Below are 25,258 nucleotides of genomic sequence, written 5' to 3' on the forward strand. Positions count from 1 at the left end.
GACTAGTCTCCCTTGCGCCATGCAGGCGCCAGCGCCAGCTTTTCACTGGCATCGAACACATAAGCTTGGGACGCGCTGAAGTACAGCGTGAGCGAAGCGCCCAGTTCGAAGCGGTGCACGCCGGTGAGCTGCGCCACCAGTTCGCCCACCGCGGTTTCCACGTGCACGAAGGTGTCGGAGCCCGAGATCTCGGCCAGCTCCACCTTGCCCGGCAGGGCGATGTCGCCCTCCCCCGCATCGACGTTCAATGCGCTCGCGCGCAGGCCCACGGTGACGGGGCCCGACACGCTCTCGGACAATGCCAGCGCCAGCGCGGGGCCGCCCGCCATCTGCACGCGGCCGGCGGTGGCAGTGCCGGGCAGCAGGTTCATCGGCGGATCGCTGAAGGCTCGCGCCACGCGCAGCGACTGCGGCGCATGGAACACCTCGGCCGTGGGGCCGTACTGCAGCAGCTCGCCGGCGTCCATCACCGCGGTGTAGCCGCCGAGCAGCAGGGCTTCGCCCGGCTCGGTGGTCGCATAGATCACGGTCGAGTCACCGGTGGCGAAGAGCTGCGTGAGCTCCTCGCGCAGGCCTTCGCGCAGCTTGTAGTCGAGGTTGACCAGCGGCTCGTCGAGCAGCATCAGCGGCGCGTTCTTGGCGAGCGCGCGCGCCAGCGCCACGCGCTGCTGCTGCCCGCCCGAGAGCTCCTGCGGATAGCGGTCGAGGAACATGCCGATGTGCAGCTTGTCGGCCAGCGCCTTCACGCGCGCATCGATGTTCGATTCGCCGCGCAGCTTGAGCGGCGACGCGATGTTGTCCGCCACCTTGAGCGACGGATAGTTGATGAACTGCTGGTAGACCATCGCGACGTTGCGTTCGCGCACGGGCATGCCGGTCACGTCCTTGCCGTCGACCATCACCTTGCCGGTGGTCGGCGCGTCGAGGCCCGCCATCAGCCGCATGAGGCTGGTCTTGCCGGCCTGCGTGGCGCCGAGCAGCACGGTGACCGCGCCGCTCTTCGGCGCGATGCTCTGCTCGTAGAGCCATGTCTGCGCTCCCACCTTCTTGGTGACGCGCTCGAGTGTCAATTGCATTGGCGCTCTTCCTCTTCCCTTGTGTCCGGCCTAGTTGTCGCTGGCGCGGGGTTGTTGCTGCTGCAGCCAGCGCGCGACCTGCTCGCGCTCTTCGGGCGTGTAGTGCAGGCCCAGCTTGGAGCGCCGCCAGAGCACGTCTTCGGCGCTCACGGCCCACTCGTTGTCCTGCAGGAAACGCAGTTCGCGCTCGAACAGGCCGGGCGCCACTTCGGCACCCAGGTCGGCGAAGGACTTCGCCTCGCCCAGCAGTTGATCGATGCGCGCGCCGTAGGCCCGTGCGAGTCGGCGCGCCAGCTGGCCGTAGAGCCACGGGTACCTGGCCTGCACGGCTGACACGAAGCGCTCGAAGTCGTCGTCGGGCCGCTTCGCCGCGCCGATCCAGCCCGACAGGTCGCCGCCCGCGAGGAAGGCGCCGTCGGTCCATGCAGGCCGCTGCGCGCCCGTCTGGCCCAGCATGCGCCCGACTTCGTCGGCCGCGTCCTCCGCCAGCTTGCGGAAGGTGGTGATCTTTCCGCCCCACACCGACAGCAGCGGCGCGGCCTCGGTGTTCGACTCGAGCAGGTAGTCGCGCGTGACGGCCGAGGGATCGCCCGAATCGTCGTCCAGCAGCGGACGCACGCCCGAGTAGGTCCAGACCACGTCGGAAGGCGCGATGGGCTTGTCGAAGTAGCGGCTGGCCTGGGTGCAGAGGTAGTCGATCTCTTCCTGCGCGATGCGCGCGGCGCCGGGGTCGTCGCCGGTGAGCTCGATGTCGGTGGTGCCGATCAGCGTGAACTCGTCCTGGTAGGGAATGGCGAAGATGATCCGCTTGTCGGGGTTCTGGAAGATGTAGGCGTGGTCGTGCTCGAACAGGCGCGGCACCACGATGTGGCTGCCCTTCACGAGCCGCAGGCTCTTGGTGGCCAGGGCTTCGCCCCTTGCCGACTGCGCAACGCCGCGCAGGAAGGATTCGGCCCACGGCCCCGCGGCATTGACCACCGCGCGGGCACGCAGCGTGCGCTTGTTGCCATCGGCTCCCAGCAGCGTGGCGGTCCAGCCGTCGGCGTCGCGCTTCGCGTGCACGCAGCGCGTGCGGGTCAGCACCTCGGCGCCGCGCGCCTGGGCGTCCAGCGCATTCAGCACCACGAGGCGCGCGTCGTCCACCCAGCCGTCGGAATAGATGAAGCCGCGCTTGTACTGCTCCTTCAGCGGCTTGCCGGCGGCGTGGCGGCGCAGGTCGACGCTGCGCGAACCGGGCAGCACCTCGCGGCGGGCCAGGTGGTCGTACATGAACAGGCCGATGCGGATCATCCAGGCCGGGCGCATCGACGGGTCGTGCGGCATCACGAAGCGCAGCGGCCACATGATGTGCGGCGCGCTCTTGAGCAGCACCTCGCGCTCCTGCAGCGCCTTGCGCACCAGCGAGAACTCGTAGTACTCGAGGTAGCGAAGACCGCCGTGGATCAGCTTGGTGGAGGAAGACGAGGTGTGCGAGGCGAGATCGTCCTTTTCGCACAGCACCACGCGCCAGCCGCGGCCCGCGAGGTCGCGCGCGATGCCGCAGCCGTTGATGCCGCCGCCGACGATGAGCACGTCGCAATCGGTGGCCGGCGCTGGCGAAACGGAAGAAAAATCGCTCACAGGAATTGGGTCCGTTGAAGCGTGACTTTGGTCACTGACGGCGGCCATTGTATTTTCGTGTTTTTTCATTTGGATTCCTTTTGGCGCGATTTTCCTACGAGTTTTCCCTTAGTTGGCTTCGTTTTTTTTCGCTTTAAAGTGACGCGCCCGGCCTCCGCGGCCGAAGTCTTCCCGCTTTCCACGACGCTCCTGTGAACTCCAACCCGCGCCAGATCAACCTCCTGGACACCGTGCGCGCGCGCGGTTCCGTCACCGTCGAGCAACTGGCCGACATGCTCGGCGTCACCCTGCAGACCGTGCGGCGCGACGTGCAGCGGCTGGCCGACGAAGGGCTGCTCACGCGCTTCCATGGCGGCGTGCGCGTGCCCAGCTCGACCACGGAGAACATCGGCTACCAGCAGCGCGAGACGCTGCACGCCGAAGGCAAGGCGCGAATCGCGCGCCGCGTAGCACAGCTGGTGCCCAACGACTGCTCGCTGATCCTGAACATCGGCACCACCACCGAGGCCATCGCCAAGGCGCTGCTGCGCCACACGGGCCTGCGCGTGATCACCAACAACCTGAACGTGGCCACCATCCTCAGCGGCAACACCTCGTGCGAGGTGATCGTGGCGGGCGGCTCGGTGCGCCCGCGCGACCGCGCCATCGTGGGCGAGGCCACCATCGACTTCATCCGCCAGTTCAAGGTCGACATCGCGCTGATCGGCGTGTCGAGCATCGAGGCCGACGGCTCGCTGCGCGACTTCGACCTGCGCGAGGTGAAGGTGGCGCAGACCATCATCGCGCAGGCGCGCGAGGTGTGGCTGGCCGCCGACGCGAGCAAGTTCAACCGGCCGGCGATGATCCAGCTGGGCACGCTCTCGCAGATCGACCGGCTCTTCACCGACGCGGAGCCGCCGGCGCCGTTCGCCGACCTGCTGCACGCGGCGCAGGTGCGCCTGGAGATCGCGCGCGAAAACTGACAAGAAGGAACACGAACGAATGACCACCTACCTGCTCGCCCTGGACCAGGGCACTTCCAGCTCGCGCAGCATCGTGTTCGACCGCGAAGGCCACATCGTCGCCATCGCCCAGAAGGAACTCACGCAGATCTATCCGCAGCCGGGCTGGGTGGAGCACGACCCCATGGAAATCTGGCGCAGCCAGCTCGCCACCGCGCGCGAAGTGCTCGCGAAGGCGAAGCTCCAGCCCGCCGACATCCACGCCATCGGCATCACCAACCAGCGCGAGACCACCGTACTGTGGAACCGCAAGACAGGCCAGCCGGTGCACCACGCCATCGTCTGGCAGGACCGTCGCGCCGAGCCGCTGTGCGCGCAGCTGCGCGACGAAGGCATGACCGACACCATCCGCGAGAAGACCGGCCTCGTCATCGACGCGTACTTCTCCGGCACCAAGCTGCGCTGGCTGCTCGACAACGTGCCGGGCGCGCGCGAGCAGGCTGCACGCGGCGAGCTCGCCTTCGGCACCGTCGACAGCTGGCTCATGTGGCAGCTCACCGGCGGCAAGGTGCACGTGACCGACGTGAGCAACGCCTCGCGCACCATGCTCTTCAACGTGCACGGCAACGAGTGGGACGCCGACCTGCTGAAGGCGCTCGACATTCCGGCCTCGCTGATGCCGAAGGTGCAGCCCTCGAGCTCCCACTTCGCCGACACCGACGCGGCCCTGCTGGGCCACGCGCTGCCCATCGGCGGCGTGGCCGGCGACCAGCAGAGCGCCCTCTTCGGCCAGGCCTGCTTCGAGGCCGGCATGGCCAAGAACACCTACGGCACCGGCTGCTTCCTGCTGATGCACACCGGCGGCGAGTTCCAGCCCTCGCACAACGGCCTGCTCGTGACCAGCGCCGCGCAGACCGATGCGAAGCCGCAGTACGCGATGGAAGGCAGCGTGTTCGTCGGCGGCGCCGTGGTGCAGTGGCTGCGCGACGGGCTCAAGGCCATCAAGGGCAGCGCGGAGGTGCAGTCGCTCGCCGAGAGCGTGCCCGATGCGGGCGGCGTGATGATGGTGCCAGCCTTCACCGGCCTCGGCGCGCCCTACTGGGATGCCGACGCGCGCGGCACGATCACCGGCCTCACGCGCGGGACCACTGTGGCGCACATCGCGCGCGCCGCGCTGGAGAGCATCGCCTACCAGAGCGCCGCGTTGCTGCAGGCCATGAGCCGCGACGCGGTGGCCGCCGGCGGCAAGCCGGTGGCCGAACTGCGCGTGGATGGCGGCGCGAGCGTGAACGACCTGCTGATGCAGTTCCAGGCCGACCTGCTGGGCATTCCGGTGGTGCGGCCCGAGGTCATCGAAACCACCGCGCTGGGCGCCGCGTACCTCGCGGGCCTTTCAACCGGCGTCTACACCGACGCGCGCCAGCTTTCGAAGCTGTGGAAGATCGAGCGGCGCTTCATGCCGACCATGGGCCGGGCGCAGGCCGAGGAATCGATGGCGCGCTGGGAGCGCGCCGTGCGCCAGGCCACCGCGACCTGAGCCCTCCTACCAGCCCCAGACGAAGCTGCGCTGCACCCAGCCGGTGGCGCCGCCTTCGTGCTGCACCTTGAGCCAGTTGCCACGCCGCTCGATCGTGCGCAGCACGTCGCCGTAGCCCGCCTTCTTCACGACCGGGCTGCGCGCACCGGGCGCACGACGAAGGTTGGCCGACTGGGCCTTCACCACATGGTGCGGCGTCTTGTTCGTCATCGGACGGAAGACCCAGGCCTTGTCGCCCTCGAAGTCGCTGACCCTGAGCCAGTCGCCCTTCTTGCCGATCACGCGGAACGGATAGCCCCTGGTGACCGTCCAGTGCGTCTCGTAGCGCTGGCCGGGGCCGGTGCGCATGTTCAGCGTCTTGACGGCAACGCTCACCATCTGTGTCTGGGCGGCATTCGCGGGCGGCAGTGCCATCCACGAAAGAGCGAAGGCGAGCAGGAGCGCGGGCAGACGGCTGAATCTGAGCATGGAGCGGGGGTTCCTTTCCGGGGAGTTGAGGAAAGCCCGTCTGGGCACCTGCCGCCGGATAAGTTCCGCGGGGATATCCCTGAGTGCACCGGCTCGCCAAAGGGCCTCGCCGTCATCGGGGCACTGGGGGCTGCCGCGCGAGCCCCGGGGCAGAATCCGCCCGCCCCCCGACTCGCCGCGCCACCCGCTTGACCACCCTGCCCAAAGACGCATCCACGTCGTCGTCGCGCAACGCGCTGCTCGCCTGCGGCGTGGTGGGCGCGACGCTGCTGGCGCTCATCGCACTGGGCCATGACGGCCGACGCATGGCGCAGCTCGCCGTGCTCGCGATGCCGATGGTGCTGTGGCTGGCGTGGCCGCTGCGCAGCGCGCGCATGCGGCGCGTTCGCACGCTGCTGGTCTGGCTCTGGGCCATGGGCTTCGCGCTCGACGGCGCGGTGCGCGCCTATCTGCTCGACACCTACCAGGCCGCGCCCGATGGCGCGATGGTGCTGGGCGCCGCGGCCAACACCAATGTGCGCGAGGGCTCCGAATACCTGTTGATGCACTGGCGCTCGGCCGCCGTGTGGGGGGCGGCGCTGGTCGTGGCCGGCGTGCTCGTGGGCGTGTTCGCGCGGCGCGGCGCGGTGGCCAATGCCGCATCCGCCCGACCGTCGCGATGGATCGTGGCGCTGATCGCCCTCCTGCTCCTGCTCTCCTGCGTGGCCTATGCGAGCAAGCCCTGGCGCAGGCTGCATCCCGCGATCTTCTGGACGCAGTGGATCGACTCCCTCCACACGCTGCGCTCCGCCTGGGCCGACCAGCAGAAGCAGCGCGACCGCCTGATGGCGCAGGCCAAGGCCATCGCGCCGATGATGACGCAGGCTGGACCTTCCACCGTGGTGCTGGTCATCACCGACAGCATCAACCGCGACAACATGGCGCTCTACGGCTACGGCCGCCCCACCACGCCGCGCCTGCTGGCGCACAAGGCGCAGACCGGCGACCAGATGGCCGTGCTGAAGAACGCATGGTCGGTGGACGCCAGCACCCTCCCCGCCCTGCGCAACATGTTCCACTTCGGCCTGCCCGAGGCGGAGAACCCGCCGCACGTGCTGGCACTCGCGCGCGCCGCCGGCTACAAGGTCTGGTGGATCAGCAACCACGACGACCTCGCCATCGAACAGCAGCACGCGCGCCTCGCCGACGTGATCGACATGGTCAACCGCACGCCGGGCCGCGCAAGCGCGTCACTCGACGGCGAGATCCTCGACTGCGTGCAGGAAGCACTGGCCGACACCAGCACCGACCGCAAGCTCATCGTCGTCCACCTGATGGGCGCGCACCCGCACTACAGCCTGCGCTTTCCCGAGAACGCAAATCCCTTCGACGACAACGTCGATGCGGTGGAAAACGGCCTGGTGAAGGACGGCCGCTCGGCCTGGGTGCGGCGCTTCCGGCAGGAGTACGACGCGGCGCTGCTGTATCACGACTTCGTGGTGTCGGAGTTGCTGCAGCAGACGCGTGCTCCGGGCAAGCAGGGCGAGTACCGGGCGTGGATGTATTTGTCGGACCACGGGCAGGAGGTCGGCCATGTGAGCGACCGCGCGGGGCATAGCCCGTCGACGGCCTCGGGCTACCGCATTCCAGCCGTGGTGTGGCGCAACCGGCAGCCGCTGCCGCAGGATGCGGCGCTGCAGCCGTTTCGTGCGGACTGGACGGGGTGGACCTTGATGGATCTGCTCAACATTCGGTGGAATGGGCAGCAGCCTGAGCGGGATGTGCTGGCGGAGTCCTATCGGTGGCAGGCGCCGGGGATTCCGGTGGAGGTTGAGTCGTTCTCCCGCTAGTTCTTGACGGTCGAACGACTGCGGAACGAACTCATCTTGCGATCAAGGGTTCAAGAGGCCGAGGAAGATTGCCACGCGCGGGTCATCTTCACCGGCATCTCCGCATGCTTGATCCGAGGCCCCAGGCGACTCAGTACTTCTTCGGTGACGAATGTCTGCGCATCCATGTTCTTGGGATCGGATCGCAACTCGACGAGTATCGAGCGCACCGGCTGCGCGGGCCCCGGGCCACTGGACGGGATGTAGATGAACAAGGGTGCCTGGCTCTTCACCATCGTCGGCGCCGGCGGCGCCCGGAACACGGGCACCGCACCTGCGGTTCGCTGCATGTGAGGGTCATGGGCTGCAACGATCTGGTCGCCTTCGCGCTGCGGATGCAGCGCCACCCGACTGACTTCAACATCAGCCAACGGGCTCATCTGCCCAAGGACATCGTCGCCTGCAAGAACCGTGGTGTCGACCGAGCCTTCGACGATCTTGAACGCTGGCGCGCCAGCCTCTTTCGCGATCTGCGCGGTGCGATAGAGCACGAACGCATCGGCCCATCGCAAGGGCGTGCGTGACGAACCCGTGAAGCGCACGCGATACAGCTGGTCGGACAACTTGCTGCTTGCATAACCGAAGTTGTTTCCGCCCGCACCAGCCTCCCGGTATTGCGTTGGAGCGACACAGGCAGTCAATGCAACTGCTGCGACCAGCGTTGCAACCATCTTCGTGGACATGAGTTTTCTCCCTGAATACTGAGCAGTTGATCTGTTGTGATGTGATTCAGAAGCTTGCATTGAGATTGAAGCCCAGCGTGACCTTCGCAGTGCGATAGCCCTCCGGCTTGCTGATCGGCGCGCCAACGAAGAAGTCGTAGCTCAGCTTGCTCCACTGGCCGCGCACGCCGATGACGGCCCCGGCCAGGCTGCGGCCGAGCAGGTCGACCGTCGAGCGGCCGCCCACGTGGCCATAGTCAGCCCCGACGTACAGCTCCGCCCCGCTCTGCCCCACGGCCCATCCGATGTCGTTGCGGATGAGCCAGCCCCGCTCGCCCATCAAGCTCGTCTCGCCATCGAAACCTCGCACCGTGTAGCGCCCGCCAATGGCGAAGCGGTCCTGCGGCGTCAACGGCGTGCGGTTCCATTGGGCGCGGATCAGGCCGGAGTAGCGCATCTTCTGCTCGCCGAGCTTGAACGGTGCGTTGAGGCTGATGTCGGCGGTGTAGAGCTTCAACCGCGAGGTGCCTTCGCCGAACTCTTCTTCTGGCGCGGTGCGCGAGCCGAAGCCACCGGTGCCGCGCTTGTAGGCCAGCGTGCCTTCGAGCGTCGCCTCGCCGAGGTACTCCTTGTGATTGAGGCTGAGCTCCCAGCCGCCGACCACGCGGTGCTGCACCTCGATCTCGGTATCGTCCACGAAGTTGCGCGACTCGCGGCGCCAGCCCTTGATCGCCACGCTCGTCTTGCGGCTCTGGTCGCGGTAGACGATACGCGAGAGCTTGACCTCGGCGTTGTTGGTCTTGCCGGCGTAGACGTAGTCCTGGTTCAGGCCGGCCACGCTCTGGTGGTACTGGCTGTTGGAGGCCGTGAGGCCCAGAAGCCAGTAGCCGTAGGGCAGCGAGTAGTGAACGGTCTGGCCTTCGGTGCCCTTGGCCGGGTCACCGAAGACGTGGTCGTTGATGTTGTGGTTGGCGCTGACATAGAACAGGTCGTTCAGGCCGAAGGGGTTGTCCAGGGACAGGGTGGCCCCGGCCTGGTAGCGGCCAGTGGCTTCGGTGCCGCTGTCGTCCAGGCTCAGGGTGACGCGCCACTTCTTGGATTGGACGTACTTGACGACGAGGTCGCTGTCACCAGGCTTGGCGTTGGGGGCAGTTGAAGGCTCGATCTGGATGTCGGCTTCGGCTGTCGGGGCGCGCTTGAGGTTCTCCAGGCCTTGTTCGATGTCGCGCAGGTTCAGCAGATCACCTGGGCGCGCGGGAATGGCCGTGGCCAGCAAGGCGGAACTGCCGAGCAGCGTAGATGAAGAATCAGGCGTCGTCCGAATGGCTGCGATGCGGCCGGGCACCAGCGAGAGGGTCAGCGTGCCGGTCGACAAGTCTTGCGGGGAAGCCAACACACGGGTCGTGACGAAGCCGCGGGCGATGACGGCCTGCTGCGCACGCGCGAGGACCACGTTGACGCCCGCCGTGCCAAGGCAGCGCCCGACTGGGGAATCATTGCCTTCAGGGCCGAACAGATCGGCAACGGCCCATTGGAAAGATTCGGACTGCTCGCCAACCAGCAACACGCGGTCGATACGAAAGCACGGGGACTCGGATTCAGGGATGCGTTGAGCCGGAGCCGGTGGCGCGGCCTGTGGACGCTGGTCGACGGTGCGTTCGTTCTGCTTGCGCAACGCTCTCTCGCGCTCTTGCTGTCGCTGCTGCTCGACGAAGGGCTGGGGTGTACTAGCAGCTTGAGCTGCCACCAGGATTGGGAGACCAAGAAGAGCCGCAGCCAGTGCGGTATGTGCAGGCAATCGAACTTCCCTAATCATTTTTTTATCCACGGCACGCCAAGAAACCCCGCCAAGGGGCAATGTGCCTTTTAGTTTTTAGATCTACCGTTGAAAAATGTCCGCCAAGGCTATCGCCTCTCTTCGTTATTCAACAAAAGAAGTACATCTTTCTCGCCCAATAGATTTCGAATAAATTCTTCTGCCTCAGGCAAAAGATTGGACGCATTCTTGTCATTGAGACTAACAATAAAAGAACAAAGGGCGCTGAGACCATTTTCCTGAGCTATTTCAACTTCCACCAAGTCGTAATATTCTTTGGATGTTCTCAAATCTTTGACAAAGGAGATTAGAAACTTATTGGCAAATAGATCTTGACGAGCTTGCACTCCTGCCTCAAGTTTTTCCTTGACCACATCAGGCTCCAATGCACTATAGCAAAACAAGTCGATTGCCATTTAATTCTCCATAAATCTAATTTCTGTAACTTTGCCCGTTCGATCAATAATGATCACTTTTCGAAGTCCCGGGATCGGGTAGGTGGTAAGTTGCTCTCGGAGTGCGGCAGGAGTTATTGGGCTGTCAATCAGGTTTACAACAATATTGTCTGCCTGTTGCTTTTGAACTTTTCCATTTATTTCTCCGGCTGCATTCCGAGGCCTGTCTGTGGATGGGGCGTAATTGTCGAATATCTCCCCATTAATTTTATAATCTGGATTCTTTGGGCCATCTACTTTGGGATTCTGTTCGACCTTGTAGCCTTTATTGGCAAGAATTTCTGCGCTCTCATTTTCTCGAATCAAAGATCTCGTTGTGGGGGCGTCTGCTCGCGGCGGTATAGGCGTCCGAGTTCCAGTCAGTTCGCCAGAGCCTGTAACAATGTTGGTGGTCTCCGACGTGCCACTGGGGACTTTGACGCCACTACCTGTAGCTCCCAATTTGGTGCCAAGCATGGTGCCAACACCCGGCCCGACAATTGGCAGTGCGCCAGCGATTGCGGTCTTCAACAGATCAGCAAAACCAGCCGTGGACTGCTGCTTCGCCAGAGCCTGGTACATGTCCGTCATATCTGATAGTTGACGGCCAATCAGATCGTCCACCAACGCCCTCTTCTCCGGCGTATCGGCATAAAAAGACGCCTCGATGAGATTGTTCAGCGTCAGATTTGCACTGTTGGCGAGGGCCGTGCAGTTATCAAGGCTTCCCGAGCCACTGCAAGCGCTCTTGATGCGCGCAGTTTGCTTGTCGGTATCGCGCGTCATCTCCTCGCGCAACTTGTCGACATCGCAGGTCTTGCCAGTTCCGTCCGAACACGCACGCAGATCGCTCTTGAATTTTGTCGAGCCGCGCATGCTCAGCGCGTTGTTGATCGCCGCATTGGCGCTCGAACCCGCAGCGACATAGATGCCGTTGGCGTCGAGTCCCGCCACCGCACCTGCAATCGCCGCAAGCACCTGGGTCATCTCGACCGCACCAGGCAGCACATTACCGTATTCGTCACGGCCGAACGTGCTGGCCGTGAGTTCGCCGATGACAGCCCCCAGCGCACCCGCGCCGCATCCGCTTGCATTGTCCGCACGTACCGCGCCGACCGCACAGCCGGCAATCGCGTGCAGAACGTTCTGCGTGAAGGCGTTGATGTCCCCGTTGTACGCCAACGTCCCTATGCCGTAGGCGCTCTGTGCCGCAACCGTGTTCAGCAGCGCATCCGTCAGCGCCGCGCGCAGCTCTGCTTCGAGGCTGGTGCCATTGATCGCGCTGCGTATCACCGCGGTGGCCGCACCATCGATGAGCTGGCGCTGCAACTGGTCCGGCAGCTTGGCCGCTCCATTCGTCGCCCTGGCAAGGTTCTCCGGCAGCACTTCACTCAGCCCCTGGAGTACGCCCGCGGTGACCATGGCCGTCGCGATGTTCTTGATGCTCTCGCTACTGCCCAACTCCTTGAGAACCTTGCCGATATCTCCGTCGTTGTTGACGAAGCTCACTGCGGCCCGACTGGCGATCGCTGTGACGCCGATCTGAACTGCGCTGCCCACGCCTGCGGAGATGGTCGTACCCAGTCCGGCGCTCGTCGCGGCACCGCTCGCTGCACCGCCTGCCTGGGCAGCCACAGGGCCGGCCACCATCCCCACCACCACACTGACCACGAGAGCCGCTACCGGCCCCATGGTGGTCTGGCTCTGGGCCCACTTCTTGTGTTCCTCCTGCACCCGCTGCCACTCGACGCTGTTGGCGAGAGCCGGATCGGATGTGAGCTGGTTCACCCAAGCCATGCCAGGCTGCTTGGCCAGATCGGCAAGATTGGCGTTCTGGCCCACTTGCGCTGTCACACCGCCGTTGGCCTTGATATTCAGGCTCTGGACGTTGAACAGGTTGTACTGACTGGTCTCATCCTTGTGTCCTGCGCTCTTGGCCGAAACCCAGGCGCCATCGCCATCGGTTTCCGAGCCGCTGAAGGCGCTGGTCGTCGTCTGCGTGAGCAGGTTGAGCTTGCCGCCAGCCTGGATGCCGAGGCTCTCCGCGTTGGCCTCGATGGCACTGAGCGTCATGTCGTCACCGCTCGTGAGCTGGATGTTCTTGCCTGTCAGCGTGGTGCGTGTCAGCGACGTTTCCTGGCCGTCCGCACTGGAGCTGGAGTGGCTCAGCCCATCCTTTTGCGAGTCCTTCGAGGCAGACGAAGTCGAGTTCTGGCCCGCCACCAAGGTCAGTTTGGCGCCCGCGCTGAGTTCGAGGGTCTCTCCCGCATTCAAGGTGGCAGCAACACCCGTGAGATTGCGTCCAGCGCCAACGCTCACATTCCCCGCGCCACTGATCGTGGTTCCGATTTCCTGGCTGCTCTCGTCTTTGCGCGTGTTGTCGGAACTCCAGCGAATGTCTTCCGTGCGCCCCGTCGTCACAGTACCGAGATTGACGTCGCGCCCCGCAACGACCGTTGCATCCCCCGCGCTCTTGATTTCGGCGCCGATCAGGTTGGCGTCGCGCACGGCCACGACATTGAGACTTCCGCCAGGATTCGTGACATACAGCCCCGCCACCCGGTCCAGCGTCGTGGCGCTGAGGTTCACACCGCTGTCGGCGCTCGAACGCGCCAGCGGCCCCGTGTCGCTCTTCGAATCGCGGGTGGTCGTCACGACGTTGATGTCGCGCCCCGCGATGGCTGTCAGGCTCTTGCTCGCATCGATCTGCGCGCCGATGACATTGATATCGGTCCTGGCGGACACCGTGACATCCTCGCCGGTGATACGCCCCGCGACGTTGTTGATGTTGTCTGCCGAGAGCGAGACCGCGTGGCGCCCGGCAATCGTGCCTCCCGCGTTCGTCAGATCGCCCGAGAAACGCATGTCCACACTGCCGCCCGAGAGCACCGCGCCGGAGCCGTCGATGTCACCCGGCTTCACGCGCACATAGACCTGCGGCACCAGCACGCGCTGCGTGCTGCCGTCGGGCAAGGTCACCGCCTGCTCGACCAGCCAGACGATGTCGCTGGTCAGTTGTGCCATCTGCGCGGCCGTCAGCGCCACGCCCACGCGCAGTCCGTACTGCTGCGCGAAGGCCGCGCCGGCATTCATGAGAGCCGAGTACTGGGCGTCGTCGCTGGTGAACCCATCCAGGTAGCGGTAGCCGGTCAACTGGGCCACCTGCTCGCGGATCAGGCGCTCCTCGTAGAAGCCGTCGCCCAACCGCTTGAGGGTGTTGTTCGGATCGAGTCCGAGGTTGTTCAGCAGGTAGTCACTGGACAGCCAGTTGCGGTAGTTCGCAAACCGGGGATCAGTTTCGATCAGGTAGCGGCTTGACGGATCGGCCAGCGTCCTGAACAGGCTCGCGCTGGGGATCGCCACGTTCGGTGCGCTGGTCCGCACGACCGTGGGACCGGAGGTGCCTGCCGTGTTGCCCGGGCCACTGTTCGTTGGCACCTGAATGATGGGGTTGACGATGGCGCTGCCGGCCACACTGCCAGCCGCTTGGGGACCCGTTCCGGTCTGCCCCACCGACAAGCCCCCCGTACCCGGGTTGCCCACAGCAACCGCGACATTGCCCTCCTGGCGTGCTGCGGCCAACGTGACCGTGGAGTTGGTCGTCAGGTTGTATGGCGCGATCTGGTAGACGCGCACATCGTCGCCGGAGTGCGCTTCGACATAGCTGTGCGAAACCGTGCCGGTCTGCACAGTGGGGGCGTCGACAGTCAGCCCCTTGTTGACGATGGTGCCGCCCGTGACCGTCAGCGCGCCACCAGCCAGGATTTGGCTCATGTCGTTGACGCCGCTGCCCACCGCGATTTTCATCGCGCCGCCGGCGATGATCTTGCCCGGCGCGGAGCTTTGCAGGACCGGCGTGGACGGGGTGACGCTGTAGACGTAGGCGTCGTAAGTCGACGCCATGCGTCCGGGCTCGTACTCGGTGCCCGTGAGCGACGTGTATCCAGCGATGGTGTGGATGAACTTCAGCGTGGCCTTGTCCAGCGCGGCGTGGGCCTGGCGATAGTCCTGCCACTGGTCGTACTCGGCCTGGGTGACCGGGTGGTCGAACGGGATCCACTGGTCGTGGTTGGTTTCGTCGAGGACCATGACACCGGCCTGGCCCACGGTCATGTCCGGGTACTTGCGGCCAATGAAATCCATGGGCAAGTCCACGCCAGGCGGCGTGACGCCGAAAGTCGCCCAGATCGGGTTGGTACGCGAGTACCAGGCGCCGGCGACGTTGGTGGTGTCGCACGCGGTACCTTCGCCCCCGCCGCATGTCTGGTAGCTCCGATCCTGGCTGCTGGCCGGGCTTTGCATGTAGTAGGCGCGGAACTGGGCCAGCGGGTAGTCCGGCGAGGGCACCAGCAATCTGGCGTAGGGGTCACTGCCCGCCGTCAGAGGATTGGCTGCGCTTGCGGCATTCCAACTGTTCCAGCCGGTGTCGGGGAACTGCTGAAGCCCACCGAAGCTGATGAGCACTTCTTCGGCCTTGTAGCGGGTGCTGCTGCCTGGAAGCGTGTATTCGACGACCTGCTTGCTCTCGCCTGGCTGCAGGGTCCAGGTGACGCCGCCGTTGGTGTTGTTGAGCGTGGTGGTCTTGATGTCGACGTCGCCGGTAGCCTCGATGGTCGCGGCACGGTTGTTGACGCTCGTTGCCGTGCCGGTGGCATGTCCTAGTGCATCGAGACCACCACCGATGAAGAGGCCACCGCCGATGAGGGGGCTGCCGTCACTGAAGATGAGGGCGCCGTCCTCATTGTTGAGAGTGCCTACGCCAAGGTCCAGGCGCACTCGCGCGGCGATGGTGGCGGCGCTGGCAGTGGCCCCCGAGGGACCATTGACGGTCTCGGCCTGATTGTTGAGCGTGCCGGCAGCGATGGAGATCTGGTTGCCGTAGATGCGACCGGTGCCGATGTTGGTCAGCGTGTCCGCATCGATGCGGGTCACGGTGCCGTCGATCACGCCCCGGTTGGTCACGGTGCCGCTGGTGCTCAGGCGGGTGGTGGTGCCCTGGATGTCGCCGGTCGCTTTGTTGTCGATGTTCGCGGCCGACAGCGAAAGATCGTCGCCGGAAGCGATCCGGCCGCTGTTGGAGAGGTTGCCGCTGGTGGCGATGCCCAGATCGTGATTGGCGATGGTCTCGCTGCCTGAGGCCAGCGCGATGTTCTGCGTCGCCGCAACGTTCAGGTCGCCCTGGGAGAGCAGCTTGCCGCTGCTGGTAAGCGAAGCCACATTCACCGTGAGCGACTTGCCGGCAAGCATGGTGCCGCCAGAGTTGGATACGCTCAGAGTCTTCGTGGCCGGATTTGCGGCATTGGGATCGACGACGCTGACGGTATCGCCTGCGGAGATCAGGCCACCGGTACCGTTCTCGACGAGAGCCGTACTCGTCAGAGTGGTGTTCACGTCGGCACGGATGGCTCCAGACGTGTTCTTGACAGTCGCAGCCGTAATGGCAACGTTCTGGCCCTCGATGCCCTGGTCGGTGCCGGAGGTGGCTGTGTTGTCGAGGCTTGCGGCGCGTACCGTGGTCTTGGCGCCCGAACGGATCAGGCCGCCCGTGTTCTTCGCGGCACCGGCTCCGGCATCGATCAGCAAGTCGCCCGCCGCCAACGTTTGGCCGTCCTTGTTGTCGTAGGCGGCGCCTTGGGTGTTGATGGACAGCGTCGATTGGCTCAACACCACCCCTGCATCGCTGTTGACGAACTTGCCGTTGACGAATTCTCCGGTGTTTGCGCTCAGCGCACTCTTCGAGCCGATGAAGCCGGCCGTGTTATTGACGTTGCCGGTCTTCAGCGTGAGGGTGTCGCCGCTGACGATGCCGCCCAGGCCGTTCGCGTAGCCTGCGGCATTCGTATTGACCAATGCGCCGCCATGCGTGTCGATGGCCATCGCGCCGCCTGACTGGATCAGGCCCGCATCGTTCGAGATCGCGCCGGAATTCATGTCGAGGGTGCCGCTTGCGCTCAGGGTTCCTCGCGTATTGACCAGCGCACCGCCGTGCGTGTCGATGGCGAGACTGCTACCGCTGGCTTTGCCGTCCGTATTGGTCAGACCGCCGTTCGCAAGCACAACAGCACCCGAAGCCAGCAGACTGCCTGAGGTGTTATCGGTCGCGCCGGTGGTCGCGACGTGAAGGTCTCCTGCCACCGCGGCAATCGTTCCGGATGCGTTGCTCAGGCTCGCGGCATTGACGAGGGTGCCACTGTTGGAGCCCAGCGTACCTCCGATGTTCGACAACGCACTGGCTGCCGTGATGCTCAGTGTGCCAGGGGTTGTGACCGTCGCACTGTTGGTGTTGACATCGCCCTGCGTGGCTGTGATGGCCACGTTGCCACCGTTGGTCTCGCTGGCCGAGAGATCGACACTGGCACCTTGGAGCGTCGCATTGCCTGCGGCCAATTGGGTGCCCTTGGCAACCAGCGCACCTGTGGAGGCAACGTGCAGATCGCCAGCGCTGCCCAACGTGCCATCGCTCTTGATGCCGGCACCGAGTACGCTCGCCTTGCTACTCTGCACGCTCGCGGCCGTAATCGTTGCGTTCCGACCGGATGTGATGTTGCCGTCGTTGACGAGCGTGCCGGCGACGGCCACGCTGACGTCGTTCTCGCCGCGCAGCGTGCCGGCATTCGTGAGCACTCCTGCCTGGACTCCCAGGTCGGCGGTCGCTTTGATCGAACCGCCTCCGCCGTTGACAAGTTGACCTGTCGACGTGACCCGCACGCCGGCCTGGGCCGATTGGATGTTGCCCTTTGTGTTTTCCAGCGAGCCGGTATTGAGCGTCAGGCCCTGATTGGAAGCCAGGGTGCCGGAGCTGTTGACCGTGGCTCCGGTGACGCTGGCTGCAAGTGCCCCTGCAGCCGAGACGTTGCCGCGCAAGTTGTTGGCGGAACCGCCGACGGTGAGATTTGCATTGCCGTCACTGGTCAGCACGCCGTCCTGGTTGTTCAGGTCGCCGGAGGTAGTGATGTCCAGACTGCCGGTGCGCAGGGTGCCGGATGAGTTGTCGAAACTGCCCAGATTGGCAGTGAAGGCCCCGGACACATTGATGGTCCCGCCCTGGTTGGAAAAGGTGGGCTGGCTGAGTGCCAGACTCGCCACGCTCAGGGTTCCGCCGTTGTTCAGCAGGTTCGCCGTCTGCAGCGTGATCGGGCCACCTGCGTAGACCTTGCCGCCATCGTTGCGGAATGCGCCCGCGGCATTGATGCGGCCGGGTTCGATCGGCGTTGCGGCGGGTGCCGAGGTACCTCCGGTGGTAGTTCCACCTGTCGATGTCGTGGTGCCGGTCGAGCCGCTCGAGCCCGTGCCTGCGGTGGTGCCTGTGCCAGGGTTGCCGCCGTCACTGCCACCCGTTGTCGGCGTCGATGTGGGCGGAGGCGGAGGCTCGCTGCCGATCCACCCGCCCTGCGTATTGCTGATCGTCGGTGCCGACAGCGACAGCGACGCCATGCTGGTCTGGCGGATCGTGCCCCGGTTCACGATGTCGCCGCCCGTGCTGGCAAGCTGCACGCTCTGGCCTTCGAGTGTGCCGGTGTTCTCCAGGCGGCCGGAAGCCGTGACGACGAGGCTGCCGGCGCTCGCGCCGATGTTCCCGGCGTTGCGCACGCCCAGGCCCTGCTCGGTTCCCAGGAGCACGATCTTTCCGGCGTACATGCCGCCGAGCGCAGCCACGTCCAGAGCGAAGGTCGGTGCTGCGCCGGCGCCTGTCGTGGGCGTGATCTGCGCGTGGTCGGCGCTGATCTGGTTCGCACCGGTCACCACCTTGAGATCCGTGGCGTAGATCGCCGCGTTGAGCTGCACGGCACGAGCGAGGACGGCAGCGTAGTCGGTCTTGCTGGCATCGAGGCCCGCGCCGTCGATGGTGACGGTGCCACCACGAACAAGGAAACTGTCGAGACCGCCGACGGCGTTGAATTGCGGCGTACCGGTGGTGAGCGTGGCACGACTGGCATTGATGAAGCCGCCGCCATCCACACTGATACCCGCCGGGTTCGCGATGATCACTTCCGCGCGTTGGCCACCCACTTCGATGTAGCCACGAAGCTGGCTGGGCGTTCCGCCGTTGACCTCATTGAGGATGATGCGTGCCGGACCCGATGCCAGGAACGGGTTGCCCTGAACGAACCCACCAAGCTGGGTCTGCACGTTCACCCGACTGTTGTTCAGGATGGCGCCATTCGCACCGACGTTGAACTGGTTGTAGACGTTGCGCGAGACACCTGCTGCGGAAGGCGTCTGGATGTTGACCAGCGGCACGCCATTGGGCGCTGTCAGCACGGTCGGGCGGAGATTGCCGGGAACGTTGGGAGCGCCGACGATCTGGGCATGTGCCGCCCCTGCGATAAGTGCCCCTGCGACGGCTGCAGCACCTGCGACGGTAGTAGCTCTACTCGCTCCCTTGCCAGTGCTCGCGGCCGTTTCCTGGACCGCCATGCGCAGTCCTCTCGCCGCGTTGAAGACCACGCGGTGCAAGTGCCGATTCATCGCTTTTACGCTCCCTCATAGTTGTCAATCTGCAGCCACATCTGTGACCAAATGAAAACTGCGGAGCGCGATTATGAAAGAGCGGTGCTTGCTTTCAAGGAATTAATACATGCTTTTCAACGACAGAATTTGCTCAATTCCGTCGAGTTAATCCTTATTTATTAAATTCCCATTAACAGGGATCGACCCGTCAACAATTGTCAAAAATTCGTATCAAGCCAGGCAGGCTTCACCCCCGGAAAAAGGATGAAGCCTCCGCATTCCCAATCAATGCGCCGGAACCAGAAAATCCTGGCTGATCCGCACACCCAGCTCATTCACGCGATCGAGGAATTGCGTGAGATACGCATGCAGCCCCGTCGCCAGAATTTCGTCGACACGCGCATATTGCAGATCGGCCAGAAGTTTTCCGGCACGGCGCTGCGTTTCGGCGCTCTGCTCGTTCTGCACCTTCGCGAGGTTGTTGACCACCTCGACCAGGCTCGCGTGCAGCGAGCGCGGCATGTCGGCGCGAAGAATGAGCAGCTCAGCCACGCGCTCGGGCTTGATCACGTCGCGGTACACCTTGCGGTAGACCTCGAAGGCCGAGACGCTGCGCAGGATCGCGCTCCAGTGATAGAAGTCGTACTCCTGATCTTCCTCGGTGGCGGCGCCGAAGAACTCGCTGTTGAGCGCGTGGAATTTCACGTCGACCAGCCGCGCGGTGTTGTCGGCGCGTTCCAGGAAGGTGCCCAGGCGCGAGAAGTAGAAGGCCTCGTCCTGCAGCATGGTGCCCAGCGTGACGCCGCGCGACAGGTGCGAGCGGAACTTGACCCATTCGAAGAACTGGCCGGGGTCGCGCTCGAAGTCGCCCGAGCGCAGCATGCGGTTGACTTCGAGCCAGGTGGTGTTCTGCGTTTCCCAGGCTTCGGTGGTGAGCGCGCCGCGCACGGCGCGAGCGTTCTCGCGAGCGGCCTTGAGGCAGGAGACGATCGACGAGGCGTTGCTCTCGTCCTTGACCATGAACTCCATCACCTCCTTGGGCGCGATCTGGTCGTACTTCTGGTTGTACCAGGGCAGCAGCTCGCTGATGGAAAGCACGCCCTGCCAGCCGTACTTGGCCACTTCGGCGGACTGCGGCAGCAGCGAGGTCTGGTAGTTGACGTCCAGCATGCGCGCGGTGTTCTCCGCGCGCTCGGTGTAGCGGGACATCCAGTAGAGATGGTCGGCGGTACGTGACAGCATCTTCGTTGTCCTCCTACGATTGGCTTTGCGACTGCTCGGCCGCAGCCTTGGGCTTGGGGGTTCGGTCGGCCTCGAGGATCCAGGTGTCCTTGGTGCCGCCGCCCTGCGACGAGTTGACCACCAGCGAGCCTTCTTTCAGCGCCACGCGCGTGAGGCCGCCGGGCACCATCTGCACCTCGCTGCCCGAGAGCACGAAGGGGCGCAGGTCGATGTGGCGCGGCGCGATGCCGGCGTCGACGAAGGTGGGCGAGGTCGAAAGGCTCAGCGTGGGCTGGGCGATGTAGCCGTCGGGCTTGGCGATCACGGCTTTCTTGAAGTCCTCGATCTCGGCCTGCGTGGCGGCCGGGCCGATCAGCATGCCGTAGCCGCCGGCGCCGTGCACTTCCTTGACGACCAGGTCCTTCATGTTGTCGAGCGTGTATTGCAGCTCGTCCTTGTTGCGGCACATGTAGGTGGGCACGTTCTTCAGGATCGGCTTCTCGCCGAGGTAGAACTCCACCATCTTCGGCACGTAGGGGTAGATCGACTTGTCGTCGGCCACGCCGGTGCCCACCGCATTGCAGATGACGACGTTGCCGTCGCGGTATGCGCGCATCAGGCCCGAGCAGCCCAGCGTCGACGTGGGCCGGAACACCTCGGGGTCGAGGAAGTCGTCGTCCACGCGGCGGTAGATGACGTCGACGCGCTTCGGCCCGCGCGTGGTGCGCATGTAGACGAAGTTGTCCTTGACGAACAGGTCCTGCCCTTCGACCAGCTCCACGCCCATCTGCTGGGCGAGGAAGGCGTGCTCGAAGTAGGCGCTGTTGTACATGCCCGGCGTGAGCACCACCACCGTGGGCTCGGCCGTGGCCGGAGGCGCGCTGGCGCGCAGGGTCTCGAGCAGCAGGTCGGGGTAGTGCGCGACCGGCGCGATGCGGTTCTGGTTGAAGAGCTCCGGGAAGAGCCGCATCATCATCTTGCGGTTCTCGAGCATGTAGCTCACGCCGCTGGGTACCCGCAGGTTGTCTTCGAGCACGTAGTACTCGCCGTTGCCCGAGGCATCGGGGGCACGCACGATGTCGATGCCGGAGATGTTCGAGTAGACGTTGTGCGGCACGTTCACGCCCATCATCTCGGGACGGAACTGGGCGTTGTTCAGGATCTGCTCGGCCGGGATGATGCCGGCCTTGATGATTTCCTGGTCGTGGTAGACATCGTGAAGAAAGCGGTTGAGCGCCGTGACGCGCTGCACCAGCCCTTTTTCCATGCTCGCCCACTCGTGGGCGGGAATGATGCGAGGCAGCAGGTCGAACGGTATGAGCCGCTCGGTGCCGGAGCCGTCCTCGTCCTTGGCGCCGTACACCGCGAAGGTGATGCCGACCCGGCGGAAGATCATTTCCGCCTCTTCGCGTCGCGAACGCATCACCTCACCGGGTTGCTTCGCGAGCCATTGGTCGTAGCGCTTGTAATGCTGTCGGATCGCAGCTCCAGCGTAGGGAAGCTGCTCGTACATCTCGTCAAATTTGTGCATGGAACGACCAATCTCCTTGAGTTCATAGCTTAGCAAGTTCAGGGCCAGTAGAACCCCTGATGCCAAGGCCGGAGACGGGTCGGATGATCTTTCCGCGCTCAGGTCGCGGGGCCCTCCTCGCTGGTTTCCTGCTTCTTGCGGGGCGACAGAAATTCCTTGATGCGCTCTCCGCTCTCGTCGCCGTAGAGGCTGGCCAGGAAGGACTCGCGCTCGGCCTCCAGCTGCTCGCGCCGGCTGCGTCCGCGCGCCGAATACACCAGCTGCTTGATGCGCGCCTGCACCTCGAACGGGCCGCGCGCGAGTTGCTGCGCCCAGGCGAGAGCCGTGGCGCAGGCTTCCCCGTGCGGCACGACCTTGTTGACCACGCCGAGCTCGTACAGCCGCCCGGCGGTGCAGGCCGTGCCGTCGAGCAGCATCTCGAGCGCGGCCTGTGGGGGCAGCGCGCGCACGAGCGAATCGGTGCCGCCGCCGTCGGGCGACAGGCCGACGTTGACGTACGACATCGCGAACTTCGCGTCCTCGGCGGCCACGATCAGGTCGCAGGCCAGGCTCAGCGAGAAGCCGCCGCCCATCGCCGCGCCCTCCACCGCCGCGATGACGGGCTGGGGCGCCTCCTGTATCGCCATGATCCATTCATGCAGCGCGCCGATGTGGCCGTGCTGCTCGGAGGCCGGCAGCTTGCGTTGCCGCGCGAGGCGGCGGAGATCGCCGCCGCCGCTGAAGTGCTCGCCCTCGCCGCACAGGACGATGGCGCGCACCGTGCGAAAGCCCGAGGTGGCCCGCATCGCCTTGGCGGCTGCCCGATAGACCGACGGATTGATCGCATTGCGCGCAGTCGGATTGCTCAGCGTGAGCACGAGCACCGGACCTTCGCGGTGCATCTTGAGCCGCGCGCCCGGCGCAGGCGCGGCGCTCACGCTGGTGATGGCCGGAACCGCTGTCGTCATGAAACGCACCCCGCAGTCATGCCCCACCTGAAACGTGGACGGTTGTACATGTTGCCCCCTGGTTGTCGAGTTGTAGCCAAACGATACAACGCGGAAGGCCCCCGCGCGGATTCATTAAAAGAGTACTTTCAATCTACTTTTGACAATTAGTTCACGATTTCAAGAATCCGGCGGCTCCGACGGAGACAAGCGATGCTGCCAGTACCGGGCGCGGCGCTCGCGCTCGCAGGCCACCTCGGCGGGACGCACGCTGCTCCAATGCGCGGCGCCGCAGCGGGTGTTCTCGACCAGCCGCATGCCCCGGTCCAGGTAGCGCGCGACCACCTCCGGCGCCGGATGGCCGAAGCGGTTGCGGTACCCCGCCTGCACGAGCGCGATGCGAGGTTGGACCGCATCGAGAAACGCTTCGCCCGACGAGGTCCTGCTGCCATGGTGCGGCGCCAGCAGCACGTCGGCGCGCAGCAGTTGCGGCGTGCGCATGACGAGCGCGGTTTCCTGCAGCCGCTCGATGTCGCCGGCCAGCAGCGCCGATGCGCGCCCGTTGTCGATGCGCAGCACGCACGACACGGCATTGGGTTTGGTGAAGCTCCTGTAGTCGCTCTCGAACGGATGCAACACCTCGAAGCGCACGCCGTCCCAGGTCCACGCCTGCCCGGCCTCGCAGCGCCGTGCCGGGCGCACCGCCTGCAGCGGGTGCGCGGCCTCGATGGAGCTCAGCAGCGCGGCACCCGGCTGCATCGCGAGCACTGCGGGCGCGCCGCCGATGTGATCGGCATCGCGATGGCTCACCACCAGCGTGTCGAGGCGCTCGCCGTAGGCCCGCAGCAGCGGCACGAGCACGCGATGGCCTGCGTCGCTCTCCAGGCTGTAGCGCGGGCCGGCGTCGTAGAGCAGGCTGTGCGTGGCGGTGCGCACCAGCACCGCGTTGCCCTGGCCCACGTCGGCCGCGAGCAGCTCGAACTCGCCCACCGCGGGCCGGGGTGCCTGCCACAGCAGCACCGGCAGGAGCAGAGGAGCGCCGAGGCTGCGCAGCGACCATGGCAGCCGCATCGCCAGCAGTGCGCCACCGCCCACGCCGCAGGCGGCCATCCACAGCGGAGGCGCCGCCATCGACAGCGTGGCATGCGGCAGGCCGGCCAGCCATTGCAGCAGGAGCGCCAGCACATGCACGGCCCAGGCCGCGAGATCCCACAGCGGCGGCGCGACCACACCGAGCATGGCAAGCGGCGTGATGACGAGCGTAACCCACGGAATCGCCACGGCATTGGCCAGCAGCCCGACCAGCGACACCTGCTGGAACAGCAGCAGGCTCAAGGGCGTGATCGCCAGCGTGATGGTCCATTGCTCGCGGAAGAACCGGAGCATGCGCAGGGCCGCGCCGGCCTTCTGCCCGTCCGACGGCCCATCCGTGGCGAAGAGCACGCCCACCGCCACGAAGCTCAGCCAGAAGCCGGCCTGCATCAGGGCCCACGGGTCGAGCGCGACCACCACGGCGGCGGCCAGCAGCCACGCGTTCGGCCACGGCCAGCGCCGGCCCGTGAGGCGCAACAGTCCGACAGTCGCCAGCATCCAGACCGTGCGCTGCGCGGGCACGCCCCAGCCGCTGAAAAGCGCATAGAGCGTGGCCAGCAGCACACCGCCGACCAGCGCGGCCTGCTGCGCGGGCAGGCACAGCATCAGCCGCGTGCTCCGCCGCCAGAGCAGGCCCACGGCATGGGCCGCCAGCCAGGCGAACATCGTGACGTGGAGGCCCGAGATCGACATCAGGTGCGCCACGCCCGTGGCGCGGAACACGTCCCAGCCCGCACGGTCGATGGCGCCCTGGTCGCCGGTGACCAGGGCCGCGATCACGCCGGCCCTGGCGCGGTCCGGCACGCGCTCGAAGACGGCATCGCGCACCGCCTCGCGGGCTCTCTCGACGGGATGCCACCAGGTGCTTTCCAGCAGCACAGGAGCGGCGTCGCGCGCGCCTGTTCGTACATGGCCGCTGGCGTGGAGGCCTTGCTCCCACATCCAGAGTTCGCTGTCGAAGCCATGGGGATTGCGGTTGCCGTGGGGTGCTCTCAGGCGCACTGTGAGCTGCCACCGCTCGCCGGCGTGCGGAGAGCGGTTGGCGTCCGTCGACGGCATCGGGCTCCCGGAAGGCCGGCTCCACAGGCTGGAGCCGTCGGCGTACCAGCCGAGGGCGATGCGATCGGGTACAGCAGGTTGTCCGGCGATTTCCGGGTCGGCCCAGCGCGCGGACTCGACATCGAGACGAAACCGCGTTCCGGCTTCGCTGCGCTGGGGCATCTCCGACACGACGCCCGTGAGCCGGAGGTCGCGCCCTTCGAGCGACGGGTCGAGCGCGCCGCCCAGGTAGGCCGTCGCGCGCCATCCCGCAAGCCCCGCTCCAATCATCGCGCCACATGCGAAGGCGACGATCACGAGCGCCCTGCCCGGCCTGCGCCGCCACCATGCAGCGGCGACGCCGAGGGCCGACAAGCCCATGTAGATCCATGCCGGCCAGAGCGCTTCCTGCTGCAACTGCAAGGCCGCTCCCAAGAGCGAACCACCCAGTGCAGCGAACGCGCGAGCCCCGCCCACGGCACTGCCGAACGCACGCGACGGCGTCATCGGACGACTCCCGAAACCATGATGCAAACCCTCCCCAGACTCACGCTCAGTGGCGCGTTAATTGCTAAGC

At 65.5% G+C, this 25,258-nt stretch carries 14 protein-coding genes; 3 read left to right on the plus strand and 11 right to left on the minus strand.

The features are described from left to right. Positions 1-2: 2 nt before the first annotated feature. Entirely contained in the window at positions 3-1,076 is a 1,074-nt protein-coding gene (locus ABL840_RS25945) for an ABC transporter ATP-binding protein (protein WP_093203048.1), read from the minus strand. A 30-nt stretch (positions 1,077-1,106) separates the two neighbouring features. Next, positions 1,107-2,765: a glycerol-3-phosphate dehydrogenase gene (gene glpD, locus ABL840_RS25950; protein ID WP_093203050.1), complete on the minus strand. Its 1,659-nt coding sequence runs from the start codon at positions 2,763-2,765 to the stop codon at positions 1,107-1,109. Positions 2,766-2,887: 122 nt separating this feature from the next. Between glpD and ABL840_RS25955 the strand changes: the two genes are divergently transcribed. Then, a complete protein-coding gene (locus ABL840_RS25955; protein ID WP_093203053.1) occupies positions 2,888-3,658 on the plus strand; it encodes a DeoR/GlpR family DNA-binding transcription regulator in 771 nt (256 codons plus the stop codon). Between the two features lie 19 nt (positions 3,659-3,677). Continuing rightward, positions 3,678-5,174, plus strand: coding sequence for a glycerol kinase GlpK (gene glpK / locus ABL840_RS25960; RefSeq protein ID WP_093304042.1), 1,497 nt, complete (start codon positions 3,678-3,680; stop codon positions 5,172-5,174). 6 nt (positions 5,175-5,180) lie between these two features. Here the strand turns inward: glpK and ABL840_RS25965 are convergent, their stop codons facing one another. Next, positions 5,181-5,642, minus strand: coding sequence for an SH3 domain-containing protein (locus tag ABL840_RS25965; protein ID WP_093304040.1), 462 nt, complete (start codon positions 5,640-5,642; stop codon positions 5,181-5,183). 305 nt (positions 5,643-5,947) lie between these two features. On the opposite strand from ABL840_RS25965, the gene ABL840_RS25970 reads away from it, so the two are divergent. Further along, entirely contained in the window at positions 5,948-7,471 is a 1,524-nt protein-coding gene (locus tag ABL840_RS25970; RefSeq protein ID WP_418116377.1) for a phosphoethanolamine transferase, read from the plus strand. Positions 7,472-7,521: 50 nt separating this feature from the next. Here ABL840_RS25970 and ABL840_RS25975 read toward each other — a convergent pair whose 3' ends face one another. The 8 genes from ABL840_RS25975 to ABL840_RS26010 form a co-directional block, all read right to left on the minus strand. After that, a complete protein-coding gene (locus ABL840_RS25975) occupies positions 7,522-8,193 on the minus strand; it encodes a CC0125/CC1285 family lipoprotein (RefSeq protein ID WP_093304037.1) in 672 nt (223 codons plus the stop codon). Between the two features lie 46 nt (positions 8,194-8,239). After that, positions 8,240-9,988, minus strand: a complete 1,749-nt coding sequence (locus ABL840_RS25980) for a ShlB/FhaC/HecB family hemolysin secretion/activation protein (protein WP_093304034.1) — start codon at positions 9,986-9,988, stop codon at positions 8,240-8,242. An 89-nt stretch (positions 9,989-10,077) separates the two neighbouring features. After that, positions 10,078-10,404, minus strand: coding sequence for an MSC_0623 family F1-like ATPase-associated protein (locus ABL840_RS25985; RefSeq protein WP_143042954.1), 327 nt, complete (start codon positions 10,402-10,404; stop codon positions 10,078-10,080). After that, entirely contained in the window at positions 10,405-18,840 is an 8,436-nt protein-coding gene (locus ABL840_RS25990; RefSeq protein ID WP_418116013.1) for a filamentous hemagglutinin N-terminal domain-containing protein, read from the minus strand. A gap of 318 nt (positions 18,841-19,158) precedes the next feature. Then, a complete protein-coding gene (locus ABL840_RS25995; protein WP_019656032.1) occupies positions 19,159-20,115 on the minus strand; it encodes an alpha-E domain-containing protein in 957 nt (318 codons plus the stop codon). Positions 20,116-20,128: 13 nt separating this feature from the next. Next, entirely contained in the window at positions 20,129-21,625 is a 1,497-nt protein-coding gene (locus ABL840_RS26000) for a circularly permuted type 2 ATP-grasp protein (RefSeq protein ID WP_093203071.1), read from the minus strand. A gap of 98 nt (positions 21,626-21,723) precedes the next feature. Further along, on the minus strand, positions 21,724-22,572 hold the full coding sequence (locus ABL840_RS26005) for an oxepin-CoA hydrolase, alternative type (RefSeq protein WP_093304030.1): 849 nt from the start codon (positions 22,570-22,572) through the stop codon (positions 21,724-21,726). Between the two features lie 159 nt (positions 22,573-22,731). Further along, positions 22,732-25,188: a DNA internalization-related competence protein ComEC/Rec2 gene (locus ABL840_RS26010; RefSeq protein ID WP_093304028.1), complete on the minus strand. Its 2,457-nt coding sequence runs from the start codon at positions 25,186-25,188 to the stop codon at positions 22,732-22,734. Positions 25,189-25,258: the final 70 nt, after the last annotated feature.

Origin of the sequence: Variovorax sp. NFACC27 (assembly GCF_048301545.1) — a bacterium.
In the GTDB taxonomy this organism is placed as follows: Bacteria; Pseudomonadota; Gammaproteobacteria; order Burkholderiales; family Burkholderiaceae_C; genus Variovorax; species Variovorax gossypii.